Raw genomic sequence first — 24481 nt, forward strand, 5'->3', positions numbered from 1 at the left:
TGATGGTAGTGTGGCACTTGCCATGTGAGAGTAAGTCATCGCCAGCTTTTAAATACGAAACACCCCCTAGCTAACGTTAGGGGGTGTTTTTTTATTGGTGGGGAAAAATTTGGCTAGAGAAAAATAATGCATGGAAGTTAAACATATATTTATAATTTACCTAAAACTGTGATGAACATAAGGTATTTTGAATAATAAATATTTACTTATTGAGGATGTATAATATATCATTGCTTTTTATAACACTTGCTAAACAAAAAACTAATAAATTGGAAGGGAAATGGAGAAAGATGTCTATTAATAATATCTTAAGTTTAAAAAAAGCAATTATATATACCTTTATTATAGGGATTTTAGCTGCTTGTGGTGGTAATAATGGGGAAAGTCAAAATAATTCTGGTGGTCAGAGTAATAATTTATCTCCGAATAGCTTAAAAGCAACTTTGTCTATAGAAAAGAAGGATAAAGATTATAATTTAAATCTTGATTTGAAGCCTTTGATAAGCAAATTAAATCTTGATAATAATAGTGACCAGTTAGTAGTAGAAGACTGTGAGGAAAAAGATCAGCCTCGATTAAATGATGTCATAATTAAGCTGAAAAATGATTCTATAACAAAAATAATGTTTTTACCCGTAGCTTGTAAAAATCAAATAAATACAAATCTTTATGATCTAGCACAAGGGAATTGGGATTTAGAAGTTATTATATATAATCCTAATCAAGATAAATTGCTCTCTGCAAAAGGGAGAGTGGAGAATAAAGGATTGAATATTAAAGATAATTTAATATTTAACTATGTTGATGATAAAGAATATTATCAGACATTGAAGAAAATTTCTGATTCTAATTTAGCTCAAGAAGTTAAAATTTTGCCAGTAGATTATATGAATATTGGTCGGAAAAGTTTTATTTATTTAGGAAGTAGTGAGCACGATTATATTGGAGCAGGGCAAGAATATTTTTATACATCACAAGAGTTTGGCTTGGCTGGATATAAAAATCGTATAAATATAAAAGTTAATGGTTTTGATAACTCCAATTGGGATGGGAATTTTGCTTTGCCTGATAGTTATAAAAATTTATCAGTGGGTTTGTTTTCTAATTTATCTCGATATTCGTTTTCTAATCCAAAGATTGGAGGGCTGGAATGGAGTGGAAATGGAAGAGGTTGTAACACTTCTAAAAGCTGGATGAGAGTAGACCACGTAACCTTTGAAAATGATGCGCTAAGATCTATAGATTATCGTTTTGCTCAACATTGTGAAAATAATCCCTATAGTGCCCTTTTTGGAGTTGTTCATTGGACATCACCGAAAATATTTATAGGTACTAAATGGCAACCAACTTTAGATAGTATACCTACAGGTAATTATATTGCTTTAGAGAGTGATAAGGGAGATTATGTTGGGGGAGGAAAAGATTATTTATTTAACGAGGCTAACTCAAATATTCAGATTGACAGTAAAAACAATGTCTTGAATCTCCGTGTAAATGGTGATACGTGGTGGAATGCCAATTTTGCATTACCTGATGCTAAAACAAAAATAGAAGCAGGAACTTATAAAAATCTCATGCGTTATCCATTTAATAATCCTAAATTAGGAGGGTTAGACTGGGGGGGAGATGGTCGAGGTTGCAATCAATTGGAAGGATGGTTCACTGTAGATACAGTACAATATGACACAGCAGGATTGAAAGCTATAGATTTACGTTTTGAACAGCATTGTGAAGGTGCAGCATCAGCTTTATATGGAAAAATTCATTGGAATCGTGAAGGGATTTAATTAATTTTATCTAAAACAGCTATTTCTTTTATTAGAGTAAAAGAAATAGCTGGTCTAAAATTATTCAAAATGGATGTTTTTCCTTGTTGTGCCTATAATGATTGAGAGTCATTCCAAATCTAATAAGGAAATAACATGTCAACTGATCAGCAATTTCCAGCACCAGCCAACCTAGGGATCGCAGTGTATTCAAACAATGCCGAAGCCATTGGGAACACACCTTTAGTGCGTATCAACCGTCTTATTAAAACAGGTGCAACGGTTTTAGCCAAAGTCGAAAGCCGCAATCCTGCATTTTCAGTGAAGTGTCGTATTGGTGCTGCTTTGATTGCGGATGCAGAAAAACGTGGTGTACTGAAAGCTGGCATGCATATTGTTGAACCGACCAGTGGTAATACAGGGATTGCCTTAGCCTTTGTTGCAGCGGCAAAAGGTTATCCAATTACCTTAACCATGCCCGCAAGTATGAGTCTGGAGCGCAGAAAGGTTTTAAAAGCTTTAGGTGCAAATCTGGTTTTAACTGAGCCTGCTAAAGGAATGAAAGGTGCAGTAGATGAAGCTGTGCGTTTAGCTACGGAAAATCCAGAACTGTATTTCTTGCCGCAACAATTTGAAAATCCAGCCAATCCTCAAATTCATGTCGATACCACAGGTCCTGAAATCTGGCAGGCAACCAATGGACAAGTTGATATTCTCGTTGCTGGTGTCGGCACAGGCGGAACCATTACCGGAATTTCTCGTTATTTTGAGCAAGTTCAAAATAAGCCGTTGTATTCAGTTGCAGTTGAACCGGCTGAATCTCCAATCATTACTCAAACTAAAAATGGCGAAAGCATTACGCCTGCACCGCATAAAATTCAAGGCATTGGCGCCAACTTCATTCCGAAGAACTTAGATCTGGATTTGGTAGATGAAGTTGTCCCTGTGAATAGTGCGGATGCAATTGAGTGGGCAAGAAAGTGTGCAACTCAAGAAGGGATTCTGGTTGGTATCTCCAGTGGTGCAGCATTGGCGGCGGCAGCTCAAATTGCAGAACGTCCTGAAAATGCAGGTAAAACGATTGTGGTGATCTTACCGGATAGCGGTGAGCGTTACCTATCTTCAGTCTTATTTGAAGGTTTGTTTGACGAAGCTTAAATCTATTGCTCAAGTTATAAAAAACCATGCCTAAGCGCATGGTTTTTTACATTTTTGCTGTATTTTTTATAAGGCTTTTTTTAAGGTTTTTTCATGGCGTTTCACCGAGCGGGCGTACTTTTTACCTTTATGCCGTGTCCAGAAGCTACGTTGATAGCCTGTTGGGCCAACATTGTAATAGGCCACTGCTTTAGACCAGCTACCAGCAGACCGATAGTAGGTTGAGAGGACATGCGCGCCACAGTTAATGTTGACATTTTCATCATAAAGATTGCCTGGGCAAGCCTGATTCCAATGACTGGAAATGATTTGGGTTAAGCCAATGGCTCCCGTTGGTGAGCGGGCAGCGCTATTGTAATTCGATTCCTGGCGAATCAATGCAGCCAGTAAAGTCGGCGATACATCATAACGTTCAGCACTTTGAATGATCATCGGTGATAAACGATTGGCCGTGCTGGGTGAAACAGAATAAGCGTTTTGTAAGCCTGAGGAGAGTTGATTCGAGCGATTTGCAAATGATCCGCTTAAGCTACTACACGCGGAAAGACTCACTGCCATAATGACAAGGCTGAGCTTTAAAAAAAGTGAACCGAGCGCGTGAGAAGTCATACCTTGATCAGTTGATGTAGAGATGATTTGCAAAACCAAGACCCGAGACAAAATAAAATTATTAGGATGGTATGCACTCGGTTTGGGGGAGTCAATAGCAGTTGTTTTACCGTATTCATTCTTTTAAACAAGACATAAAAAAGCCCCGACATCCTGTCGAGGCTTTTCATATTGGGTTTCTTGCCATCAACTCCTGTCAATGACCACATCCTGTGCTGTTATTGTTCTAAATGAGACGTCCTGTCCCTGTATGAGTCCTATATTAATGAATGCAAAATGATGAGGACATTCGTCAATGACGCCAACCGGCGTAGGTTTTTACCGACAAGGTTTATAAAGCTTCTTTCAATGACTGTTCATGCCGTTTGACTGAGCTGGCATAACGTTCAGCTTGTTGGCGCATATACGGGCTTCTGCGATAGCCTGTCGGACCCACATTGTAATAACCCAAGGCTTTTGCCCAGTCTCCAGTGGATTGATAGTAGTTCGCCAGAATATAGGCACCACAATTAATATTGACATGTTCATCATACAGATCACCTGGACAAAACTGTTGCCAGAATTTTGGACGGACCTGCGTTAAGCCCACTGCATCCGCAGAGGAACGGGCAAACGTGCGATAACTGGATTCTTGACGAATCAGTGCAGCGAGTAAATGCGGGGAAATGTTATGTCGTTCAGCAGTTTTGAGAATGATCGGAGCAACTCGATTAGCTGTGCTCGGCGCAACGGAGTAGGCGTTCTGGATTCCTGTTGAAAATTGTTGAGATTGACGTACAGAGGGACCTTGAGTACTGGTACAGGCAGCGGTTAAATAGCTAATGAAAAGGACGACACTCAATTTGGCAAAAGTGATTTGGAACCGAGAAAAGTAAAATTTGTTGTAAATTATCATCGTAAAACAAGACTGACCATCATATATAAAACATGCGGATAGTAGGTAGCAAGCCACAGGGAGTCAATGCAGAATCGTAAGTTAAATCGTTTACTTTTTTTGTATTTCAACAAACTCAAGGATAATAAAAAAGCCCCGACATCCTGTCGAGGCTTTTCATATTTGGTTTCTTGCCGCCAACTCCTGTCAACGACCACATCCTGTGTTCTTGTTATTCTGAATGAGACATCCTGTCTCTCTATGCTTCATATCTTAGTGAATCTATCTCATCAGGGATATTCGCCAATGACCACAGTCACTGTAGGCTTTTGCTTACAAAGTCCCAATTAGCGTTTCTTTAGAATCCATCCTACCAACCTTTGTGCAATCGGTGCGCAGACCAATACGCTAGGAAAGGCAAACATCCATGCCACGATCCATGCTGACATCCACATGGCAAAGAAATGATCGATAAAACCGACCGCCTTTAATGTGGTGATGCCAGAAATTAAAAAAGACATCATGCAGGACAGAACCAATGGAAATAAAAGACTTGCTGCTTTCACGTGATCATCACTCCTTGATATGCACTTAAGCTGAATGCAAAATTTTGTCCAAATAGCTGAGCAGTTTTGATATCACCAAAATCAAAGGCATCTGCTGCACTGGCATGTTCAGCTTGTGCCATAAGCCCAGTCCATGAGCCGAGACGATTGGCTGCTTGCGTATACGGAACCCCTTGATGTTGCTCAGGTAAAATAGGGTTACCGACCCATATCATACCGTGTTGCATCGAAAAGGTGAAAAGTGAAATCAGTGTAGATTGCTTATCCCCTGCGGGTAGTGAGGAAACGGTAAATCCTGCGGCTAATTTTCCTTTAAATGCTTGTTTTTTCCATAACGGCCCTGTGGCATCCATCAATTGTTTGAATGTGCCTGACACACCACCCAGATAGGTGGGAGAACCCCAAATCAGGCCGTCATAATAACAGAGTAATTCGGGTTGAGACATTAACTGCTCAGCGCTGAATAAATCAGTTTTAATCTGTCCAACTTGCGCTATACCGAGTTGAATCTGTTGGGCAATAAACAGGGTGTGGCCCTGACGGCTATGATAAATAATGGCAATCGATTTCATGGTTGATCCCTCAGTGAAATAATGCAAGCAATTGAGCGCTGAGATATAAACCGCAGCCGAAAATAGTGTGGTTGATCAGACTTCGTAGACAGTTGCGCAGAGGCTGTGCTGTTTTAGCTGAGGCAATGCCTGCCCCCATAGCCGGTTGCATAATTAAGAAGGGAATGAGCACTGTAATCACGCCGAAAATAAAAGCAGAGCTAAATTGCGGCTGTCGTAACCATGTTTCTCCAACAATCAGCACAAAGCTGAAGGCAAACAGCATGCTGACACTGTAATGTGCCAGCCAACCCAAGGCATATTCCTGTCGGATGGCAGGGCTCTGCGCAATCGATGCATGGATGAACTTGCCTCGAAACATCCAGCCCAACCAACGGCCCAACAAAGCAAAATTTAAGCTTGGGCGGTTGAGTGTTTTTAACAGTAATAGCCACATATCCATCATGATTGTGGCACCGATACCTAAACACAGGATTTGAAATAACAGCTCCATAGTTTCCATTTTTCACCTTGATCTTTTTTGCTTAAAACGCGATAAAGATAGTGTGCAAGTTCAAGTCAACTTGAAGTCAAGGGGTATTTATGGATATTGGAGAAGTTGCGAAGCGGGCCCATGTGAGCACCTCAACCTTACGCTTTTATGAAGAAAAAGGTTTAATCAAATCAATAGGCCGTCATGGATTACGCCGACAATATGGCAAGCAGGTTCTGGATCAATTGGCATTGATTGCTTTGGGGCGGGCGGCAGGTTTTTCCCTCAATGAAATTGCACAGATGTTTGGCGAAAATGGTCAGCCTGAACTGGATCGCGCCATGCTCAATGAAAAAGCTGAACAATTGCAACAAATGATCCAGCGCTTGGATTTTATCAGTCAGGGACTGAGACATGCTGCGGTATGCCCCGCAGAAAATCATATGCAATGCCCAACTTTTCAAAACTTTTTAAAAGCCGCGATTGCGGGTGAATATCGACCGATCAAACTTGAGTAAGACTGGATAGGCGATCGTTAGCGTAGTTTATGAAACAAAATGTTGGGTTACATTGTCATCTTTTCGCCATAAAGAGTTCATGCGATTGCAGTAAAAATGTCATCAAAGCTTGCTTAAATTGGCGTAATTTTTGATCAAGCGTATAAAACCATGAATAAGAAAACTTTATTGGCCGTATTGTGCGGTACAGCTTTAGGACTCAGTGCCTGTAACGACGATAATAAACAAGATCAGACCACACCCACAGAGAAAGTTACCGAGCCTACTTTAGTTTCTTTTGCCAAACTTCCTGTTGCAACTTATGCAGCTGGACCTGATTCGGGTAAAGCTGTGAGTGGTGCCAATGGAATTTATCCGCCATTTAAAGGGCAACCGGTACAAGGCTTTTCTGCCGCTTTGAAAAATGCGGATGGTAGTTATATGGCCATGGCCGATAACGGTTTTGGCACACAGGACAATTCAGCAGATTTCTTGTTACGTATTTATAAAATCAAAGCAGACTTTAAAACTAAAGCTAAAGGCACAGGACAAGTGGCTGTGCAAAGTTTTATCCAGCTACGTGATCCAAATAAACTCATTCCTTTTGAGATTGTGAATGGCAATACCGCAGAGCGTTTGTTGACTGGGGCGGATTTTGATCCTGAATCGATGCAACGTGCTGCGGATGGAAGCTACTGGATTGGCGATGAATTTGGTCCTTATCTGCTGCACTTCTCGGCAGAAGGTGTGTTGCTCGATGCGCCGATTGGATTGCCAAATCCATTGAATCCGGCACAAGAATTACGTTCGCCACAAAACCAGCTCAATAAAGCCAATATCAATTATGTTGAGCCATTGGTAGGGCGCAGTAGTGGTTTTGAAGGCATGGCAATTTCACTAGATGGCAAGTATTTATATCCATTACTGGAAAAACCTTTACTGAATGATGCAACTGGCCGACTGCTGATTTCCCAGTTTGACCTTCAGAAAAAAGCCTATACCGGTGTTTATTATTGGTTTGAACTGAACAGCAAAGCCACCAATATTGGCGATTTCCAATTGTTTAATGACAAAGAAGGCATCATTATCGAGCGGGATGTGAGCCAGAATAATCTAGGCGGATATAAAAAACTGATCCGCATTAAGTTCAATGAGCCTAAACAAACGGTAGCGCGTGAAGATCTGGTCGACTTGATGAAAATTGCCAATCCAGATGCCTTATATGGCACCGTGCGGGCAGGGGATATTGGAACAGGTAAGGTTTTTGCATTTCCATTTGAGACTATTGAAGATGTCATCATTGAAAATGGAACAACCTTGACGGTATTGAATGACAATAATTTCCCGGGCTCATCGGGACGTAATGCCAAACTTGCTGACGACAATGAAATTATTCAGATTCGTTTACCCAAAGCATTATTTTAAACAATAGGTAAAAAATCGCCGAAATGGTCATTCCGCATTTCGGCTGAAGGCGTATACTGATTGGGCATAAGGAGTCCTCATGTCTGAATCAGTGTTGCGCCCAACCCATATCGAGTATGGTTCAAAATCGTTTACTGCGATTTTATGGTCCTTGTTCTTTGCCGGTTTTGCGTCATTTTCATCGTTGTACTGTGTCCAGCCAATGATGCCAATTTTTGCAGAATTCTTTCATGTGACGCCTACCCACAGCAGTTTTCCACTTTCTTTTTCAACCGTTGCGCTTGCGATTGGCCTGCTATTCACCGGTTTTATTTCTGATCGTTTTGGCCGTAAGCCGATCATGGTGTTTGCCTTATTCTTGGTCTCGATTTTATTGCTGCTGAGTGCGTCGTTTCCGGTTTGGGAAATTTTCCTGACTACCCGTATTTTTATTGGTCTAGCGGTCAGCGGCGTGGCTGCAGTAGCGATGACGTATATTGGTGAAGAAATTGCGCAAAAAGATATTGGCTTCGCGATGGGGTTATATATTTCAGGTACAGCCATTGGCGGCATGGGGGGACGGTTGATTGCAGGGGTACTGGTTGACTTTATCTCATGGCAAGCAGCAACTTATGCAATTGGTTTTATCAATTTCATTATCGCCTGTCTATTTTATCTGTTACTTCCCAAATCACAGCATTTCAAGCCCTTTCCATTCCGCTTTTCCCGTTTCAAGGCAGCGTTTGAGCAGAATTTAAAAGATCCCAAATTACGGATTCTGTTTGCCCAAGGATTTATCTTGATGGGCTGTCTGGTCACTGTATTTAACTATATTAGTTATCACTTGCTGGAAGCTCCCTTTCATTTATCACAAACCTGGATTGGCCTGATTTCGATCGCTTATCTGGCCGGGATTTATAGTTCACCCAAAGCTGCCAAATGGGGCTTTAAATATGGGCGCGATAAGGTGTTGCCCGTGCTGTTACTTACCATGATGCTGGGTCTGTTAATTACTTTAATTCCATCTTTATGGACGATTCTGCTCGGGCTGATTATTTTTACCTTTTCATTTTTTGCGGCACATTCGACGGCAAGCAGTTGGGTCTCTGTGCAGGCCGTGCAATACCGTGCAGTCGCATCTTCACTGTATTTGCTCTGCTATTACATCGGGTCAAGTTTACTGGGCAGTAGCGGCGGTCTGGTCTGGGAAAACTTTGGCTGGACGGGGATTACATGTATGGTCGCGGTAGTGTTAATGCTGGGCCTGCTTTTAGCATTGCAATTGCGGAAAGTCCCGCAAACAAATTAAACTAGAGCGGATTTGTTTAAACTTTATACAAATAATTTGTTATCCCCTTGTTCTTGAATGTTTTATAAACAGGGAAAATGAATGAAATTCATGTTAAAATGATCGGCTTTCATCTTTAGATGTCTCTCCTCCATCTGCTAGCCGAGATTCGCAAGCTATGTCTACTGCCTATACCACGCAGACCGCGCCAAAAGCGCTGTTTGATTACGACAAATATTGGGCGTCGTGTTTTGAACCCGCACCATTTTTGCCGATGTCACGAGAAGAAATGGATCTGCTCGGCTGGGATGCATGTGACTTTATCTTGGTGTGTGGGGATGCCTATATTGATCATCCTTCATTTGTATCGGGTGTGATTGGGCGTGTGCTTGAAGCACAAGGCTTCCGTGTCGGTATCATTGCACAGCCAGACTGGACCAATGTCGAGAGTTTCCGTGTTTTAGGCAAACCGACCATTGCATGGGGCGTAACCGCAGGGAACATGGATTCGATGATCAACCGTTATACGGCAGATCGTAAAATCCGTTCTGATGATGCCTATTCGCCAAACAATGAACCGAACAAGCGCCCAGACCGTGCGGCAACAGTGTATTGCCAGCGTTGTCGAGAAGCTTTCCCTGATGTGCCTGTCTTGCTTGGCGGGATTGAGGGTAGCTTACGTCGTATTGCGCATTACGATTACTGGTCAGATAAAGTCCGTCGCTCTATCTTGATGGATTCGAAGGCTGATTTATTGATGTATGGTAATGGTGAGCGTGCCATTATCGATGTGATGCATCGCTTAGCCAAAGGTGAAAAAGTCCACGAGATTACCGATGTTCGCGGTACTGCATTTATTATCAATAAACATAACAAACAATCGAAAGCTAAATTCGTTGAAATCGCCAGTAACGATGTCGATACTGTTGGACGAGTTGATCAGATCATCAATCCGTATGTGATGACTGAAGATATTGATGGCTGTGAAGTTGAAAAAGAAAAAGGCAACTCACTGGCACAATACCAGAATTTCCAGAAAGAAATTGTTGCCAATCCGATTGTCCGTGAAGGCGACAATCTGGATCCGGATACCCAGATCGTACAACTTAAACCTGCACCATCAAAAGCAATTAAACATAAATTACCGCCACGTGAGCTGGCCGTGATCCGCTTGCCTTCTTATGAAGAAGTGGCCGAGGATCAGGTACTTTATGCACATGCTAACCGTATTTTGCATCTGGAAACCAACCCAGGTAATGCCCGTGCCTTGGTGCAACGTCATGGCGAACGTGATGTCTGGATCAACCCACCACCAATTCCTTTAACGACTGAGGAAATGGACTACGTTTTTGATTTACCTTATGCACGTTTACCGCATCCTGCTTATGGCAATGCGCGTTTCCCTGCATTTGACATGATCAAGTTCTCGGTGAATATCATGCGTGGGTGCTTCGGCGGTTGTACTTTCTGTTCGATTACAGAACATGAAGGTCGTATTATTCAAAACCGTTCGGAAGATTCAATTCTGCGTGAAATTGAAAAAATCCGTGATACTGCACCAAATTTCACCGGCATTATTTCGGACCTAGGTGGTCCAACTGCAAACATGTACCGTTTGCACTGTAATGATCCTGAAATTGAAAAGAATTGCCGTAAACCCTCTTGTGTTTACCCAGGGGTTTGTCAAAACCTGCATACCGATCATGCACCGTTGGTTCAGCTTTATCGTAAGGCGCGTGACATCAAGGGTGTGAAGAAGATTCTGATTGGTTCAGGTCTGCGTTATGACCTTGCGGTATTAAACCCTGAATATGTGAAAGAGCTGGTTCAGCACCATGTCGGCGGTTATCTGAAAATTGCGCCTGAGCATACCGAAAACGGTCCGTTATCGAAGATGATGAAACCAGGTATCGGGACCTATGATCGCTTTAAGCAGATGTTCGAGCGTTTCAGTAAGGAAGCAGGTAAGGAACAATATTTAATTCCGTACTTTATTGCTGCGCATCCGGGGACCACCGATTACGACATGATGAATCTGGCGATCTGGTTGAAGAAGAATGGTTTCCGTGCTGATCAGGTTCAGACCTTCTATCCATCGCCAATGGCAACTGCAACCACGATGTATTATTCAGGCAAGAATCCATTGTCCAAGGTGGCGCGTTATACGGAAAATGTGGATATTGTTAAAGGTGAAAAACGTCGTCGCTTGCACAAAGCCTTCTTGCGTTATCATGATCCAAACAACTGGCCTTTATTACGTGAAGCCTTGAAAGACATGGGGCGCTCAGACCTGATCGGTAATTCGAAACAGCATTTGATTCCGACTTATCAGCCGCAAGGAACCGCTGAAGGTGAATATAAGTCTGCGCGTAAGAAGAACTCGAGCGTGGCGGGAGATTCTGCAAAACGTGGTCAAGGACAATCTCGCTCACAGTCGAGTCAGAAACATCCGCAAAAAGGGCAGATATTAACCCAGCATAATGGTCTGCCACCGCGTGAAACAGGTGAAAAAAGACCTTTTTCAGGTAAGCCAAAATCCAAAGCAAAAGCGCATCGTTAATTTGACGGTTAAAAAGGCATGATATTTCATGCCTTTTTTATTTACATATTGGGCCAATGTTTGTTTTTTGATCACAAAGTGATCGTTATTCGAAACATAAACTGACAATAACGACTTGAATAATGCAAGCGTAATGATTATAAATAAAAGGCAGAGGGCAGTTACGACTTTGGTCGTCTGGGAAAACACGATTAAAAAACTTAAGTTTGCACTGCAAAATGAATTTGCTATCGCTGTTATTGATTAAAAAAATTGGCTTAAAGCCAAAAATGATTATAAAAAATCTAAAGGGATTGGTTAGTAATGTATTACTTCATAACAATAGTTGGGTTGCTGTTGATCACAGCACTCGCACTTCGCCGCCTGCAACAAAACAGGCGTCAGGATAGTCCGTTAAAACGCCGTGGTATTTTAAATATTGCCGAGCAGATTACCTTAATGCGTTTGCAAGCCGTTTTGCCGCGTCATACCGTATTGGCACATGTGTCTTTCGACGCCTTATTAACAACCAAATTTGCCCATACGCGCCGTAAATATCAAGGATTGGTGGCTGATTTTGTGGTTCTGGATCAACAGCATCAAGTGCTGGCGATTATCGAGATTGCAGACGAGTCTTATGTCAACCGTCTGCATCAGAAACATTATCAGGACAGCCTGCTTGAGTTAGCAGGCTATCGTGTGCTGCGCTATAGCAGTATTCCGACCGAGCAGGAACTGAGAGAAGATCTGGTGCCTGATCTGTTTGAACCGATGAGCATTCCAACCACGGTCGTCACATCAGCTCCGCTGCCAAAAATGGAGCGGATGATGAAATATAATGAATTCGCTGTGAAATCGTATTAATCAGGGCGAACCGCAGTCACTGTCATTTCAACCAGTACATCTGGCGTATAGAGTTTAGATTCGACACAGGTACGTGCTGGGGGATGTCCCTCAGCAATCCACGCGTCCCATACTGCATTCATTGCCGCATAATCTTTTTCAATGTCTTTTAAAAAGATCAGTACAGATAAAATATGGGTTTTATCTGTACCTGCTTCTGCCAATAATCGATCAATATTATCTAAAGTTTGCTGTGTTTGTGCACTTACATCAACACTGGTGTCATCTGCCAGTTGGCCTGCGAGATGAACAAGATTTCCTGAAATTGCGACCTCGCAAAAACGTGAAGTGACATGAAGTCGTTGCACAGACATAGTGATTCCTTAATGAATGGGATACTGTCTGGATTGTACTTGATGCAATTGAATCGCAGTGTAATTTTGTATAAATCAGGCGGAAAAAGTGTCTATTTCCATTAAAACATCAGTGAATGCAGGCGGAAATGAAAAGCGAAAGATGAAGAATTTTGATTGGAAAAAGAAGTAACTCAACAACAGCGGAAGTGCCCTGTAATCTTCGGATTTGATCGTCACGCCAACCACAGGAGCAGATGCTAAAAGCGAGGTTTTCTTTAGCAAGACATATAACATGGATAATGTTACTGCGTTGTTTAGAGTACTGAAAATTGCATAAAAAGCAAACATAAATTTGAGCAATAAACATGCTTTTGAATAAAAAAACAGCACTACCATAAAGAAAGCTGGGATTCGTCCTGCGCCGTTTGCAGCTGGTAAACACCGACCCCGACCAGACGGAGTTGAAACGCTGGATCGATATGCATTTCATTGAGCAACTGGAAAACCACTTGTGCTAAGTCCTGTTGGGATTGCAGTGCTTGCTTAAAGCTTTTACTGTGTTGTAACACCTGGAAATTTTTAAGTTTAAGTTTGACAGTCACACCACGCGCGGCTAGCTGTTTTTTATTCAGACTCCGCCAGACTTGCTCGGTCAATGGCTGCCATGCATGGCTGCATTGAGCAAGAGTGTAATCATCATCAAAAGTAATTTCCTTGGAGATTTGCTGACGTTCACGCGCCGCCTTCACAGGACGGTGGTCAATTCCCTGAGCATATAGGTACAGCTGTTTACCATATTTGCCAAAATGATGAATCAGGACATTTTCTTCGATTTTTTGCAAATCGCCTAGCGTATGCAAATTCAGCTGACTTAAACGTTCCTGAGTGACCTTACCAACTCCCGGGATTTTGCTTAGTGCTAAATCCTGAATAAATTTCAATACTTGATGCGGTTTAATCACAAATAAGCCATTGGGTTTGTTCCAGTCTGAGGCGATTTTTGCCAGAAATTTGTTCGGTGCCACACCGGCAGAAGCTGTCAACCCTGTAGTTGCAAAAATATCGGCACGGATTTGCGCCGCCACTTCAGTCGCACTCGGAATATTCTTCAAATTTTCAGTTACATCTAGATAGGCCTCATCTAGGGACAGGGGTTCAATCAAAGCTGTATATTGCTGAAAAATCTGATGGATTTGTGCTGAAACTTCACGGTATTTTTCAAAGTTGGGTTCAATCACCACCACCTGTGGACAGAGTTTTTTAGCTTGTCCCATCGACATGGCTGAACGCAATCCAAAGACACGGGCTGGATAGGAGGCGGCAGCAATGACTGCACGTGGATGGTGTGAAGACACCACGACGGGTAAATCTTTGAGGTCAGGGCGCTCTCTCAGCTCGACTGATGCATAAAAGGCGTCCATGTCGATATGGATAATTTTGCGTATTTCATTTGGCATCTTGAATGCCTTGCTGTTTCAGGAAAATCCGCCATTGCTTAGGTGATTCGGCATAGACATTTAAATCCACCGCTTTGGGAATACCTGCAATTTTTCCCTGACTGCTATGTTGCCAAAACGTCCATTGGCGACCATCCTTGAGTTCAGGTTTGCCTTCATAATCTCTGACCCAAAGCGGTGTTTCGGCGAAATTCCCCATCAACACAATATGATAAAAGCTTTTCGAGATATAAAAGATCGGCTGTTTGCCATAATGTTTGTGCAGTTGATCATGCATGACCTGAATTTCTTTCAGTAACTGCTCTTTGGTATAGGTATTGATACAGTTACTGTCATATTCCAGATCAATGGCAGGCGGTAGGGCATCCGCTTTCTTCGGCACGGTTGCAATAAAATTTTCAGCCTGTACCTTACCATCGCGACATAGGCGATAGAAATGATAAGCGCCGACATGCAAGCCCTGTTCACGCGCCTTGAGCCAGTTTTGCTGAAAATTGCTATCACGAAAATCACCACCTTCAGTGGCTTTGAGATAGACGAATTGATACTGCATCGGAGAGATTTTTTTCCAGTTGATCTCACCTTGATGGTGGGAAACGTCAAAACCACGAATTGCATAGTCTTGCGCAGCAGCTTTCTGTTGGTAGAACAGTCCGAAATAACTCACCACACCCAGCATGACAGCTAGGCCGATACTGGCATAGGTCGGATAATGTTGAGCGAGGGAAGATGCTGCGGGTTTCTTTGCCATAGTATCAGTGTTTATGCGAGGTCGAGATGAGTGCCAGATTTGCAGTATTGATCATGTAGCAATTGTACCTGTTTCGCCTTGGCATTGACTATCTGGCTACCAAATTGTTCTACAAATCTACAGGAAGAATAATGTTTTGCATGTTGCTCATATTCACTTACCCAAGCTTCCCTGATGGCTAAATCTTGCGGGTCCACAGGCCAGATACCGAGACGCAATCTGTTCATGCCAATGCGCCACGGTTTTGGACTAATTCGAGCCCGAAAACAATTCTGGTTTTTACACATCCGGACATAGTGAGGATCCGCCTTGATCGCCTCAAACATTAATTGAGCTTCCTTTCCATTGGCGTCAAAGGTTTGATGCATTGCCAGAATACGGTAGCCCTTTGGCGTACGGTAAACGCGCAAATGCCAATGGGGATGCTGTTGAGAAAAGTTGCGGATCAAGGCAAGTGAGCGCTGTTCAGGTGTGGTTATAAAACGGCGTTGCAGTGTGGATAGGCTTTTCGCAAAGACACGGGTAAATAGGAATGAAATAATAAGACCAATGACCAAAATCATCCATGACATGAAATAAGCAGAGACAGCAATTGAAAGCAACAGCAGCATGAAAAAAGCAGCAAAATGAACAGTCAATTGAGAGGATTCTGCAAAGTCGATATCAGCAAAAAGTACATCAGGTGTATTCAAACACAAGGCACCATAGCCATTTCGCGTAATCATCACATCGTCATGCTGAGCAATAATCTCTTCACGAATCGGCAGACCTTCGGCACCGTTATAGGGGACTTTGTGCTCAATGCGACGGATATGTTCGCCTGCATTGATTTTCTCAATTGCCTCGGCAACACGTTGCTCCGCATGGCGCTGTGCCGCCGCTACACTTTGATCAGACCAGCCAAAACGTTTAAGGGTATAAGAACGTCCTGCGATGTGGGTTTTTATTTTGGCTTCAGCCCAGTACCGGGGAATAATCATTGAATATTTTCCTTATTATTTTTTAATTGGCTTTAACCGCAAGGTCCTTATTCCGTTGTTTCTTTGGGGATTTGCCAAAATACCCATGCGGTCAGGATATTGATACAACCTAAGGCAATCAGCGTGGCATGGAAGGCGGTGCTAATCGATGCAGTCGAGAAATATTGTCCAAAAACATTGATCAAAGTACCTGCCAGTGCCACGCCAATACTCATGGAAAGCATCATAATCATGGATAAGAAGCTGTTACCGCTGCTGGCATCCTGTTGAGGCAAGTCTTTTAAAGTCAGGGTATTCATGCCGACAAACTGGAGTGAATTCAGTGTGCCAAAAATAAAAAGATGCAGGATTTTTAGCCACAGCGGTGTCGCTACCGTCATCAGGGAAAAACTGGCGATACATAGCCCGACTAAAACAGTATTGCTCAGCAAGAAACGGCGATATCCAACCCGCTGAATCAAAGGGCGTACGATGGGCTTGGAAAATAATGAACCCAGTACCATCGGAATCATCATCAAACCTGTGATGAAGGGTTCAAAACCAAATGCCACCTGTAGCATGAGCGGTAAAATAAAGGGAATCGCGTTACTGCCCAGACGAGAAAAGAAATTGCCCAGAATTCCGATCGAGAAAATCCTGTAGCGAAATAATCGTCCATGAAATAGCGCATTCTGATGATTGTGAGCATGGTAGGCATAGCCCACTGCGGCGATCAGTCCAGCTGCCAGTAGCGCTAGACTGACCAGACGGGAATACTGCGGTGATGCAATATTTTCGATGCCCAAAGATAAGCCAACCATCGCCACAATCAACAGGATAAAGCCACCTAAATCAAAGGATTTTACGGTAGGTTCTTTCTGGTTAGGCATGACTTTGAGGGTCATGATCAGGCCCAGAATACCCATCGGAATATTGATCAGGAAAATCCAGTGCCACGTGGTGACTTCGACCAGCCAGCCGCCTAAGGTTGGTCCCATTAACGGTCCCACCAGTCCGGCAAGACTCATCAGGCTCATGGCGGAAAGAAATTGTGAGCGCGGAATCAGTTTTAACAGAGCCAGGCGTCCGACAGGCATCAGTAATGCGCCACCAACCCCTTGGATGACCCGGAAGAACAGCAGTTGTTCTAGGTTTTGGGAGAGACCACAGCCGAGCGAGGCCAGACTGAAAATGATCATGGCACTCAGATAAGTATTACGGATACCAAAACGATCGGCCAGCCAGCCACTTAAGGGAATACAGGCTGCCACCGACAACACATAGGCCACGATAACGCCATGCATTTGCAAGGGGTTTTCATTGAGCTGGACAGCCATGGCGGGAATCGCAGTATTGACGATCGTGGTGTCCAGTGCCTGCATAAAAAAGCCAATGGAAACCAGCAGGACCAATAATCGGAATTCGGGCTGTACTGCCTGATGGGTTGTGGTGGTCATGAGCCTTGATGAGTAAAAATTCAGCTTTAGTTTAATGCAAATAGGTGTGAAATAAAGACAAAAATTGTCAAAGTGTGGTTGAGGGTACTAACACGGAAAGGTTAAGGAGCTCTGCTTTATAAAACAGGTCGGCATAAAAAAGCGGATCAAGATGATCCGCCTTTTTCTTCAGGATTTAAACTTCAATATGTGTTGGTGCGTTTAGATTACGGATGACATTGGAAATCTGTTCAGGATTTTCGCAAATAATCACTTTGGCACGATGTTGAGGTGGTAAAAAACCTTCTTCAACGGCATGATCCAGTTGCGTAATGAGCGCGTCATAAAAACGGTTCACGTTATAGATAATCATGGGTTTCTGATGCTGGTTGAGTTGTCCCCAGGTCGCGATTTCCAGAATTTCTTCAAAAGTACCCAGGCCACCCGGCAAGGCAATAAAGGCACTGGCACGCTCTGCCATCAAGGCTTTACGTTCATGCATGGTCTGGACAATGTGCAACTCGGTCAGTCGGTGATGGGCAATTTCATAGTCCAGCATGAACTCAGGAATCACCCCAACCACTTCACCGCCGTGTTCAAGGACGCTATCAGCGACTTGGCCCATTAAGCCAATACTGGCACCACCATAGACGATACCAAAACCTTGAGTGGCAATATGCTGGGCCAGTTCGATGGCTTTATCGCGATAGATCGGTTTATTACCTGTGCGTGAGCCGCAATAAAGGGCAATGAGAGGTTGAGTGGTTTTTATGGGAGTAGGGGTAATGCTTTTCTTTTCAGTCATTATTAGAACACTATTCATTCGTTTATTTTCACCTTATCATTTTCACTGTGCTTGTCTAGGCTAATTGAGCTTTATGACAGTTTTATGCACATTTTACATACAAAGCTGTTTTGTAACGCTTAGAAAGAATTTGCAAACAACATCAACATAAAAAAGATGAATTTCAGTGAAATCTTGCCTATACTGAAAATCCTTTTATTAATTTATGTCCCTCTATGAGTAGTGGTTGTTGTCGCTCCGCATTGTTCTTATTTCCTACAAAAAATGTTTTGGCTGATCGTGCCGACCTTTTAAAAATTCAACTTCATAACAATATTGCTGATTTTGCAGAGGAGTCACGTCAATGATTCTGGAATGGATGTCTGACCCCGCTGCATGGGTTGGTTTAGCAACATTGGTGGTGCTCGAAATTGTACTAGGTATCGATAACCTTGTTTTTATTGCAATTTTGGCAGAAAAATTACCACCTGAACAACGTAATGCTGCTCGTAGAATTGGTTTGATTCTCGCCCTGTTAATGCGTCTGGTGCTACTGGCCTCGATCGCATGGGTGGTGACCTTAACCGAACCGCTGTTCCATATTTTTGATCATCCATTCTCTGGTCGTGATCTGATTTTGCTGTTTGGTGGTGTGTTCTTGTTATTTAAAGGCACTATGGAGCTGCATGAGCGGATTGAAGGTAAGCAAGCGCTAAAAGAAGAAAATCCAGTGCACGCGGCCTTCTGGATGGTTGTGGTTCAGATTGTAGTCCTTGATGCGGTGTTCTCGCTGGATAGCGTGATCACGGCTGTCGGCATGGTAAAAGAGCTATCAATCATGATGATCGCAGTAACAATCGCGATTGGTATCATGTTGTTGGCTTCACGCCCATTGATGGACTTTGTCAATAAGCATCCAACTGTGGTGATCCTGTGTCTTGGCTTCCTGATGATGATCGGTTTCTCGTTGGTGGTGGAAGGTTTTGGTTTCCATATTCCAAAAGGGTACTTATACGCAGCAATTGGTTTCTCAGTATTGGTAGAAATGGTTAATCAGACCATGCGCCGTAATCAGGAAAAACTGGTTACCACTACGGATTTACGCTATCGCACCGCTTCTGCTGTCTTGCGCATGCTGGGCAATAAAGGCAATGGCAATGAAAGCCAGAACAATGAAGCTGAAGATGTACTGGCAACTCAGGCTTATGCCAAAGAAGTATTTGATGAAGACAATGGCGTATATCACAGCGTCTTGGTACAAGGTGTGCTTGGTTTGTCTGAGCGCCCGGTCAAGTCGGTGATGACGCCTCGTCCAGAGTTGGAATGGTTAGATCTGGATGATGATCCTGCCGAGTTGAAACAACGTTTGATGGCCATGACCCATTCACGTTTGATCGTTGCGCGCGGTGAGCTGGACAATATCGAAGGTATTGTTTTAACTCACAAAGTGCTGAACGAATACATCGAAACAGGTGCAATTGATTTTAGTAAACATTTACGTGAACCGGTGATTGTGCATGAGAATGCACAGGTCTTGATGGTCATGGAACAGTTACGTCAGGCTCCGTTGCAAATGGCGATTGTCCTGAATGAATACGGTTCCATTGAAGGGATTGCAACGCCGATTGATGTACTAGAAGCAATTGCGGGTGAATTCCCTGATGAAGATGAGCTGGAAGCAGCGGCAGAAAGCCTTGATGATGGTTCGATGTTGCTGGAAGGTTCAACTGACATTCGCCATGTGTCTTTGTTACTGGGTAAAGATTTAGTCGATGAGAGCGAAGAATATTCAACTTTGTCAGGCTATATCCTGTTCCACCTGGGTCGTTTACCTGAAAATGGTGACACGGTTGAAGTCGATGGCTATCGCTTTGAAGTGGTGACAATGGATGGGCACAAAATTGAAAAAGTGCGTATCATTGCTAAAGAGAAGCCTGTCGAGAAATAAGTCAGCTGTATTATTCTGAATAGCCTTGGGTTTGACCGTTGTGATGCAAGGGTTTTACTCGGGCTATTTTTATTTGAGAATTCAACATGATTTTGTCAAAGAATTGTCCTTGCGGACACGGACCTTATGCTGAATGCTGTCAACCTTTACATTTGAAACAGCAGTTTGCACTCAATGCAGAACAATTGATGCGCTCGCGCTATAGCGCTTTTGCTTTGCAACAGATTGATTATATTTTGGAAACTACAGCTTTAGGGCAACAGTCTGCTTTGGACCGTATCGCAATTGCGGACTGGAGTCAGTCCAATCAATGGCTGAAACTGGAAGTGGTACAGCATCAACCCAAGCTGGATAAAACCCATGCGCTGGTTGAATTTAAGGCGCATTATCATGATGGTAAACAAGCCCATGTTCATCATGAAATTTCACATTTTGTATTACACCAACAGCAGTGGTATTTCCTTGATCCGACGCTGGATATGCAAATCACCATGAAACAACCCTGCATTTGTGGCTCGGGGAAAAAATTTAAGCAATGTTGTGCGCAATTCATCTAAGTTTGTCTTAGAATAGCGCACACTTTTACGCCTGATTTAGGGATGTAGGCAGATGTTACTCACCGTAATTTATATTATTGCCATTACTGCGGAAGCGATGACTGGTGCTTTGTCAGCGGGCCGACGTAGTATGGACTGGTTTGGTGTGGTGCTGATTGCCTGTGTCACGGCCTTAGGCGGTGGTTCGGTACGTGATGTGCTGTTAGGACATTATCCTTTAACCTGGGTCAAGCATCCTGAATATTTGGTGCTGACCTGTATTGCAGCCTTTGTCACGATTATTATTGCCAAGTGGATGCGCCATCTGCGCAACATCTTCTTGGTACTGGATGCCTTGGGTTTAATTGGTTTTACCATCATTGGTTGTCAGATTGCTTTATCGATGGGACATGGCTTTGTGGTGTCTGCTGTCGCAGGGGTATTAACTGGAGTATCAGGTGGTATTCTGCGTGATATTCTGTGTAATGACGTACCTTTGGTATTCCGTCGTGAGCTCTATGCCAGTATTTCCTTTGTTGCGGTAATCTGTTATTGGGTGTGCTTGGAAGTCGGTTTGCCACACGATCTTACTGTGATTTTTACTTTGGTCTTTGGTTTCACTTTACGTTTGATTGCAATTTATTTTGGTCTGGAAATGCCGAAATTTATTTATAAAGAGGATGATGCGGAATCTGCGTCCTCCACCGATGAACATTGATAAAAATTATATAGATAAGCAGATGTTAAAAAGAATTGATATAAGTCCGTTTTCTTATCATTCAATTGAGATTGATGGTTATATCCCCTTTGCTATTTATTTGAATGAAAAATCTCCAGATTTGTATTGGAGAGCTGGTAATGGCTCTACATCTTTAATTGAAATAGGGCTTTTAAAAACAGGTGAATTGTCAACGATCAAACTTATTACCTATGATCCACAGATGATTATTCAAACGATAAAATCACCGACATCGTCAGCTTTGAAAAAAACATTCCTCCCTGTTTTTGATGTTTCGTCTTGGGTGGTAGATATGAACGATTTTTCCAGTCAGTTTAAAGATGCATTTGATACAGATTTTCAATTGCTGATTGGTCTGGATTACATCGAACTGGCATTTTCATCTATTAAAGAGAATACAATTGAATCTTTTCAAGGGCACCATTTTAGTCTGGACTTTAATGATCATGATGAATTTGCTTCTTTGCAAATTTTAAATATTGATAAAAATAAAATGACATTACTTAGAGAAAGTCTCAGGTTAGATAAGTACAAATCTTCTGTTTAGAACCTTATCCAATTACAAATTCTCCGAACAAGACACCATTTGACGTTTAAACAACAACAAGGGCTTGTCACAACGCCTTCATCCACATAGCATACAAAACATTGACGATAATAAATGATTTTGGATGACTCGCTGAAATGACCAGCCTTGCACATCATGCAACAGAAAACCGTTCCGTAGCCGAATTCACTGAACAGGCTTACCTGAACTATGCCATGTACGTGATTATGGATCGTGCATTGCCGCATATCAGTGATGGTTTAAAACCAGTACAACGCCGTATTGTCTATGCGATGAGTGAGCTCGGCCTGAAATCGACAGGCAAGCCGAAAAAATCGGCTCGTACCGTTGGTGACGTACTGGGTAAATACCATCCGCATGGTGACTCAGCCTGTTATGAAGCGATGGTGTTGATGGCACAGCCATTTAGCTACCGTTATCCACTGGTTGAAGGTCAGGGGAACTGGGGTTCGCCGGACGATCCAAAATCATTTGCTGCGATGCGTTATACCGAAGCCAAACTTTCTGCCTATAGTGAGTTATTACTCAGCGAATTGGGGCAGGGCACCAGTGAATGGCAGGACAACTTTGATGGTTCAATGAAAGAGCCGATCACGTTGCCAGCACGCGTCCCGAACATCCTGTTAAATGGTACGACCGGTATTGCGGTGGGGATGGCAACCGATATTCCGCCACACAACTTGCGTGAAGTGGTAAAAGGAACGATCGCGCTGATTCGTAATCCTGAAACTTCAGATAGTAAACTGGCAGAATATATTCCGGCCCCAGATTTACCGACCAAGGCTGAAATCATTACCCCGCCAGAAGAATTACTCAAAATTCAGACCACAGGTCGTGGTAGTTATCGTATGCGTGCCGTGTATACGGTCGACAAAAATGAGATTGTGATTACTGAACTGCCTTATCAGGTTTCGGGTTCCAAAGTGATTACCCAGATCGCAGACCAGATGATTGCCAAGAAATTGCCGTTGGTCAGTGATGTTCGTGATGAATCGGATCACGCCAATCCCACCCGTTTGGTGATTGTATTACGCTCGAACCGTGTCGATGCCGAAACGGTGATGAGTCACTTATTTGCCACCACGGATCTGGAATCCAGCTATCGTGTCAATCTGAACATGATTGGCGCGGATGGTCGCCCACAGGTGAAATCGATTCGCCGTATTCTGCTCGAATGGATCGAGATTCGTAAGCAAACCGTGACCCGCCGTTTGCAATACCATTTAACCAAAATTGAAAAGCGTTTACATATCCTGGCTGGTCTTTTAATTGCCTACCTGGATATTGATACCGTGATTCGGATTATTCGTGAAGAAGACCAGCCAAAACCGGTACTAATGCAGCATTTTGGTATTGACGAGATTCAGGCGGAAGCAATCCTCGAACTCAAACTTCGTCATTTGGCCAAGCTTGAAGAAATGGAAATTCGTCGTGAACAGGAAGAACTGGAAGCGAAAGCTGCGATTATTCGTGAGCAACTCGCCAATCCGGAATCATTAAAAAACCTGATCATTAACGAATTAAAAGAAGACGCGAAAAAGTTCGGTGATGACCGTCGTTCACCGATTGTGGCGCGTGCGGATGCAGTGCAAATTAAAGAACAGGATTTAATGCCTGCTGAGCCTGTGACTGTCGTATTGTCGGAAGCGGGTTGGGTACGTGCTGCCAAAGGGGCAGAAGTAGATGCAGCAAATCTGAATTATCGTGCGGGTGACCAGTATCTCAGTCATGCAGTGGGTAAAACCAACCAGCGCGTGTATTTCCTGGATGAGACTGGGCGTAGTTATGCCTTGCCAATCAGCAGTCTGCCTTCGGCACGTGGCTTGGGTGAACCGCTCAGTTCAAAACTTTCACCCGCCAGCGGTGTTTCCTTTATTCAGGTGTTTATTGATGAGGAGAGTAGCGAACTGATTGCAACCAGTTCCAACGGTTACGGATTTAAGAGTCAGGCGGCCCAACTGGACACCAATGCCAAAGCAGGGAAGGCTTTCCTGACGGTTGCAGACAAAGCCACAGCTTTACCGCTCTTGCCTATTCAGCAAGCCACCCACATTGCCATTCTGAGTTCATCGGGCCGTTTACTGATTATTGATTTAACTGAACTGCCTGTTCTCAATAAAGGTAAGGGTAACAAGTTGATACAACTTGATGAAAAAGAGCAAATTTTATCCATGACAACCCTGACGTTAGATGAAATAATCCAGATCGATGCAGGACAACAGCATCTGAAATTGAAAGGGGATGATCTTCAAAAATATCTAGGAAAAAGAGCAACAAAGGGGCAACTTTTACCACGTGGATATCAAAAAGCAAATAGACTCTTCATTCAGAGATAAGGCTAGTATTCTGTGATACAAAT

At 43.1% G+C, this 24481-nt stretch carries 23 protein-coding genes; 12 read left to right on the forward strand and 11 right to left on the reverse strand.

Annotation, left to right across the window (positions count from 1 at the left end):
* The first annotated feature begins 290 nt into the window (after window positions 1-290).
* Window positions 291-1787 carry a hypothetical protein gene (locus tag ACNQO6_RS16605; RefSeq protein ID WP_343581098.1) on the forward strand — a complete coding sequence of 499 codons (1497 nt, stop codon included), beginning with the start codon at window positions 291-293 and terminating at the stop codon, window positions 1785-1787.
* A gap of 135 nt (window positions 1788-1922) precedes the next feature.
* Window positions 1923-2924, forward strand: a complete 1002-nt coding sequence (cysK, locus tag ACNQO6_RS16610; protein ID WP_005281154.1) for a cysteine synthase A — start codon at window positions 1923-1925, stop codon at window positions 2922-2924.
* Window positions 2925-2990: 66 nt separating this feature from the next.
* Here cysK and ACNQO6_RS16615 read toward each other — a convergent pair whose 3' ends face one another.
* From ACNQO6_RS16615 to ACNQO6_RS16635, 5 genes are all read right to left on the reverse strand, one after another.
* Window positions 2991-3533, reverse strand: coding sequence for a lytic transglycosylase domain-containing protein (locus tag ACNQO6_RS16615; protein WP_005226292.1), 543 nt, complete (start codon window positions 3531-3533; stop codon window positions 2991-2993).
* Window positions 3534-3864: 331 nt separating this feature from the next.
* Window positions 3865-4428, reverse strand: a complete 564-nt coding sequence (locus tag ACNQO6_RS16620) for a lytic transglycosylase domain-containing protein (RefSeq protein ID WP_440209700.1) — start codon at window positions 4426-4428, stop codon at window positions 3865-3867.
* A gap of 326 nt (window positions 4429-4754) precedes the next feature.
* Window positions 4755-4973, reverse strand: a complete 219-nt coding sequence (locus ACNQO6_RS16625) for a DUF2798 domain-containing protein (protein ID WP_005226294.1) — start codon at window positions 4971-4973, stop codon at window positions 4755-4757.
* Window positions 4970-5545 carry a flavodoxin family protein gene (locus tag ACNQO6_RS16630; protein WP_440209701.1) on the reverse strand — a complete coding sequence of 192 codons (576 nt, stop codon included), beginning with the start codon at window positions 5543-5545 and terminating at the stop codon, window positions 4970-4972. Before ACNQO6_RS16630 ends, ACNQO6_RS16625 begins: the two co-directional genes overlap by 4 nt.
* Before the next feature lie 10 nt (window positions 5546-5555).
* Window positions 5556-6047 (reverse strand): DUF2938 domain-containing protein, encoded by a 492-nt coding sequence (locus tag ACNQO6_RS16635; RefSeq protein WP_440209702.1) that lies wholly within the window; start codon window positions 6045-6047, stop codon window positions 5556-5558.
* Between the two features lie 80 nt (window positions 6048-6127).
* On the opposite strand from ACNQO6_RS16635, the gene ACNQO6_RS16640 reads away from it, so the two are divergent.
* From ACNQO6_RS16640 to ACNQO6_RS16660, 5 genes are all read left to right on the forward strand, one after another.
* Window positions 6128-6535, forward strand: a complete 408-nt coding sequence (locus ACNQO6_RS16640) for a helix-turn-helix domain-containing protein (RefSeq protein ID WP_262766866.1) — start codon at window positions 6128-6130, stop codon at window positions 6533-6535.
* A 150-nt stretch (window positions 6536-6685) separates the two neighbouring features.
* Window positions 6686-7939 carry an esterase-like activity of phytase family protein gene (locus tag ACNQO6_RS16645; RefSeq protein WP_440209703.1) on the forward strand — a complete coding sequence of 418 codons (1254 nt, stop codon included), beginning with the start codon at window positions 6686-6688 and terminating at the stop codon, window positions 7937-7939.
* A 79-nt stretch (window positions 7940-8018) separates the two neighbouring features.
* On the forward strand, window positions 8019-9227 hold the full coding sequence (locus ACNQO6_RS16650; protein WP_343581104.1) for an MFS transporter: 1209 nt from the start codon (window positions 8019-8021) through the stop codon (window positions 9225-9227).
* A 157-nt stretch (window positions 9228-9384) separates the two neighbouring features.
* Window positions 9385-11766 (forward strand): YgiQ family radical SAM protein, encoded by a 2382-nt coding sequence (locus ACNQO6_RS16655; protein ID WP_440209704.1) that lies wholly within the window; start codon window positions 9385-9387, stop codon window positions 11764-11766.
* 303 nt (window positions 11767-12069) lie between these two features.
* Window positions 12070-12609 carry a DUF2726 domain-containing protein gene (locus tag ACNQO6_RS16660; protein ID WP_440209705.1) on the forward strand — a complete coding sequence of 180 codons (540 nt, stop codon included), beginning with the start codon at window positions 12070-12072 and terminating at the stop codon, window positions 12607-12609.
* Here the strand turns inward: ACNQO6_RS16660 and ACNQO6_RS16665 are convergent.
* From ACNQO6_RS16665 to ACNQO6_RS16690, 6 genes are all read right to left on the reverse strand, one after another.
* Entirely contained in the window at window positions 12606-12962 is a 357-nt protein-coding gene (locus ACNQO6_RS16665) for a RidA family protein (RefSeq protein ID WP_440209706.1), read from the reverse strand. The genes ACNQO6_RS16660 and ACNQO6_RS16665 overlap by 4 nt on opposite strands.
* A 371-nt stretch (window positions 12963-13333) precedes the next feature.
* Window positions 13334-14389, reverse strand: coding sequence for a DNA polymerase IV (gene dinB, locus ACNQO6_RS16670; RefSeq protein ID WP_440209741.1), 1056 nt, complete (start codon window positions 14387-14389; stop codon window positions 13334-13336).
* Window position 14390: 1 nt separating this feature from the next.
* Window positions 14391-15152 carry a glycoside hydrolase family 25 protein gene (locus tag ACNQO6_RS16675; RefSeq protein ID WP_343581110.1) on the reverse strand — a complete coding sequence of 254 codons (762 nt, stop codon included), beginning with the start codon at window positions 15150-15152 and terminating at the stop codon, window positions 14391-14393.
* Between the two features lie 11 nt (window positions 15153-15163).
* Window positions 15164-16132 (reverse strand): hypothetical protein, encoded by a 969-nt coding sequence (locus ACNQO6_RS16680; RefSeq protein WP_440209707.1) that lies wholly within the window; start codon window positions 16130-16132, stop codon window positions 15164-15166.
* 47 nt (window positions 16133-16179) lie between these two features.
* A complete protein-coding gene (mdtD, locus tag ACNQO6_RS16685) occupies window positions 16180-17568 on the reverse strand; it encodes a multidrug transporter subunit MdtD (RefSeq protein ID WP_440209708.1) in 1389 nt (462 codons plus the stop codon).
* A gap of 175 nt (window positions 17569-17743) precedes the next feature.
* A complete protein-coding gene (locus ACNQO6_RS16690; RefSeq protein WP_440209709.1) occupies window positions 17744-18370 on the reverse strand; it encodes a TIGR00730 family Rossman fold protein in 627 nt (208 codons plus the stop codon).
* A 325-nt stretch (window positions 18371-18695) separates the two neighbouring features.
* On the opposite strand from ACNQO6_RS16690, the gene ACNQO6_RS16695 reads away from it, so the two are divergent.
* The 5 genes from ACNQO6_RS16695 (at window position 18696) to parC (ending at window position 24458) form a co-directional block, all read left to right on the forward strand.
* Window positions 18696-20279 carry a TerC family protein gene (locus ACNQO6_RS16695; protein ID WP_343581047.1) on the forward strand — a complete coding sequence of 528 codons (1584 nt, stop codon included), beginning with the start codon at window positions 18696-18698 and terminating at the stop codon, window positions 20277-20279.
* A gap of 86 nt (window positions 20280-20365) precedes the next feature.
* Window positions 20366-20836: a YchJ family protein gene (locus tag ACNQO6_RS16700; RefSeq protein ID WP_440209710.1), complete on the forward strand. Its 471-nt coding sequence runs from the start codon at window positions 20366-20368 to the stop codon at window positions 20834-20836.
* A 52-nt stretch (window positions 20837-20888) separates the two neighbouring features.
* The gene (locus ACNQO6_RS16705; RefSeq protein ID WP_004802075.1) at window positions 20889-21533 is read left to right on the forward strand and encodes a trimeric intracellular cation channel family protein; all 645 of its coding nucleotides are present in this window, start codon (window positions 20889-20891) and stop codon (window positions 21531-21533) included.
* Window positions 21523-22101 carry a hypothetical protein gene (locus tag ACNQO6_RS16710; RefSeq protein ID WP_440209711.1) on the forward strand — a complete coding sequence of 193 codons (579 nt, stop codon included), beginning with the start codon at window positions 21523-21525 and terminating at the stop codon, window positions 22099-22101. Before ACNQO6_RS16705 ends, ACNQO6_RS16710 begins: the two co-directional genes overlap by 11 nt.
* A gap of 137 nt (window positions 22102-22238) precedes the next feature.
* Complete coding sequence (gene parC / locus ACNQO6_RS16715) at window positions 22239-24458, forward strand: DNA topoisomerase IV subunit A (protein ID WP_440209712.1); 2220 nt, start codon at window positions 22239-22241, stop codon at window positions 24456-24458.
* Window positions 24459-24481 lie beyond the last annotated feature (23 nt).

It is taken from the genome of Acinetobacter calcoaceticus (genome assembly GCF_051947995.1).
GTDB lineage: Bacteria > Pseudomonadota > Gammaproteobacteria > Pseudomonadales > Moraxellaceae > Acinetobacter.

Coding starts and splice junctions, on each gene's coding strand:
- ACNQO6_RS16605 (WP_343581098.1), top strand. CDS start 291: ATGTCTATTAATAATATCTTAAGTTTAAAAAAAGCAATTATATATACC.
- cysK (WP_005281154.1), top strand. CDS start 1,923: ATGTCAACTGATCAGCAATTTCCAGCACCAGCCAACCTAGGGATCGCA.
- ACNQO6_RS16615 (WP_005226292.1), bottom strand. CDS start 3,533: ATGACTTCTCACGCGCTCGGTTCACTTTTTTTAAAGCTCAGCCTTGTC.
- ACNQO6_RS16620 (WP_440209700.1), bottom strand. CDS start 4,428: ATGATAATTTACAACAAATTTTACTTTTCTCGGTTCCAAATCACTTTT.
- ACNQO6_RS16630 (WP_440209701.1), bottom strand. CDS start 5,545: ATGAAATCGATTGCCATTATTTATCATAGCCGTCAGGGCCACACCCTG.
- ACNQO6_RS16635 (WP_440209702.1), bottom strand. CDS start 6,047: ATGGAAACTATGGAGCTGTTATTTCAAATCCTGTGTTTAGGTATCGGT.
- ACNQO6_RS16640 (WP_262766866.1), top strand. CDS start 6,128: ATGGATATTGGAGAAGTTGCGAAGCGGGCCCATGTGAGCACCTCAACC.
- ACNQO6_RS16645 (WP_440209703.1), top strand. CDS start 6,686: ATGAATAAGAAAACTTTATTGGCCGTATTGTGCGGTACAGCTTTAGGA.
- ACNQO6_RS16650 (WP_343581104.1), top strand. CDS start 8,019: ATGTCTGAATCAGTGTTGCGCCCAACCCATATCGAGTATGGTTCAAAA.
- ACNQO6_RS16655 (WP_440209704.1), top strand. CDS start 9,385: ATGTCTACTGCCTATACCACGCAGACCGCGCCAAAAGCGCTGTTTGAT.
- ACNQO6_RS16660 (WP_440209705.1), top strand. CDS start 12,070: ATGTATTACTTCATAACAATAGTTGGGTTGCTGTTGATCACAGCACTC.
- ACNQO6_RS16665 (WP_440209706.1), bottom strand. CDS start 12,962: ATGTCTGTGCAACGACTTCATGTCACTTCACGTTTTTGCGAGGTCGCA.
- ACNQO6_RS16675 (WP_343581110.1), bottom strand. CDS start 15,152: ATGGCAAAGAAACCCGCAGCATCTTCCCTCGCTCAACATTATCCGACC.
- ACNQO6_RS16680 (WP_440209707.1), bottom strand. CDS start 16,132: ATGATTATTCCCCGGTACTGGGCTGAAGCCAAAATAAAAACCCACATC.
- mdtD (WP_440209708.1), bottom strand. CDS start 17,568: ATGACCACCACAACCCATCAGGCAGTACAGCCCGAATTCCGATTATTG.
- ACNQO6_RS16690 (WP_440209709.1), bottom strand. CDS start 18,370: ATGAATAGTGTTCTAATAATGACTGAAAAGAAAAGCATTACCCCTACT.
- ACNQO6_RS16695 (WP_343581047.1), top strand. CDS start 18,696: ATGATTCTGGAATGGATGTCTGACCCCGCTGCATGGGTTGGTTTAGCA.
- ACNQO6_RS16700 (WP_440209710.1), top strand. CDS start 20,366: ATGATTTTGTCAAAGAATTGTCCTTGCGGACACGGACCTTATGCTGAA.
- ACNQO6_RS16705 (WP_004802075.1), top strand. CDS start 20,889: ATGTTACTCACCGTAATTTATATTATTGCCATTACTGCGGAAGCGATG.
- ACNQO6_RS16710 (WP_440209711.1), top strand. CDS start 21,523: ATGAACATTGATAAAAATTATATAGATAAGCAGATGTTAAAAAGAATT.
- parC (WP_440209712.1), top strand. CDS start 22,239: ATGACCAGCCTTGCACATCATGCAACAGAAAACCGTTCCGTAGCCGAA.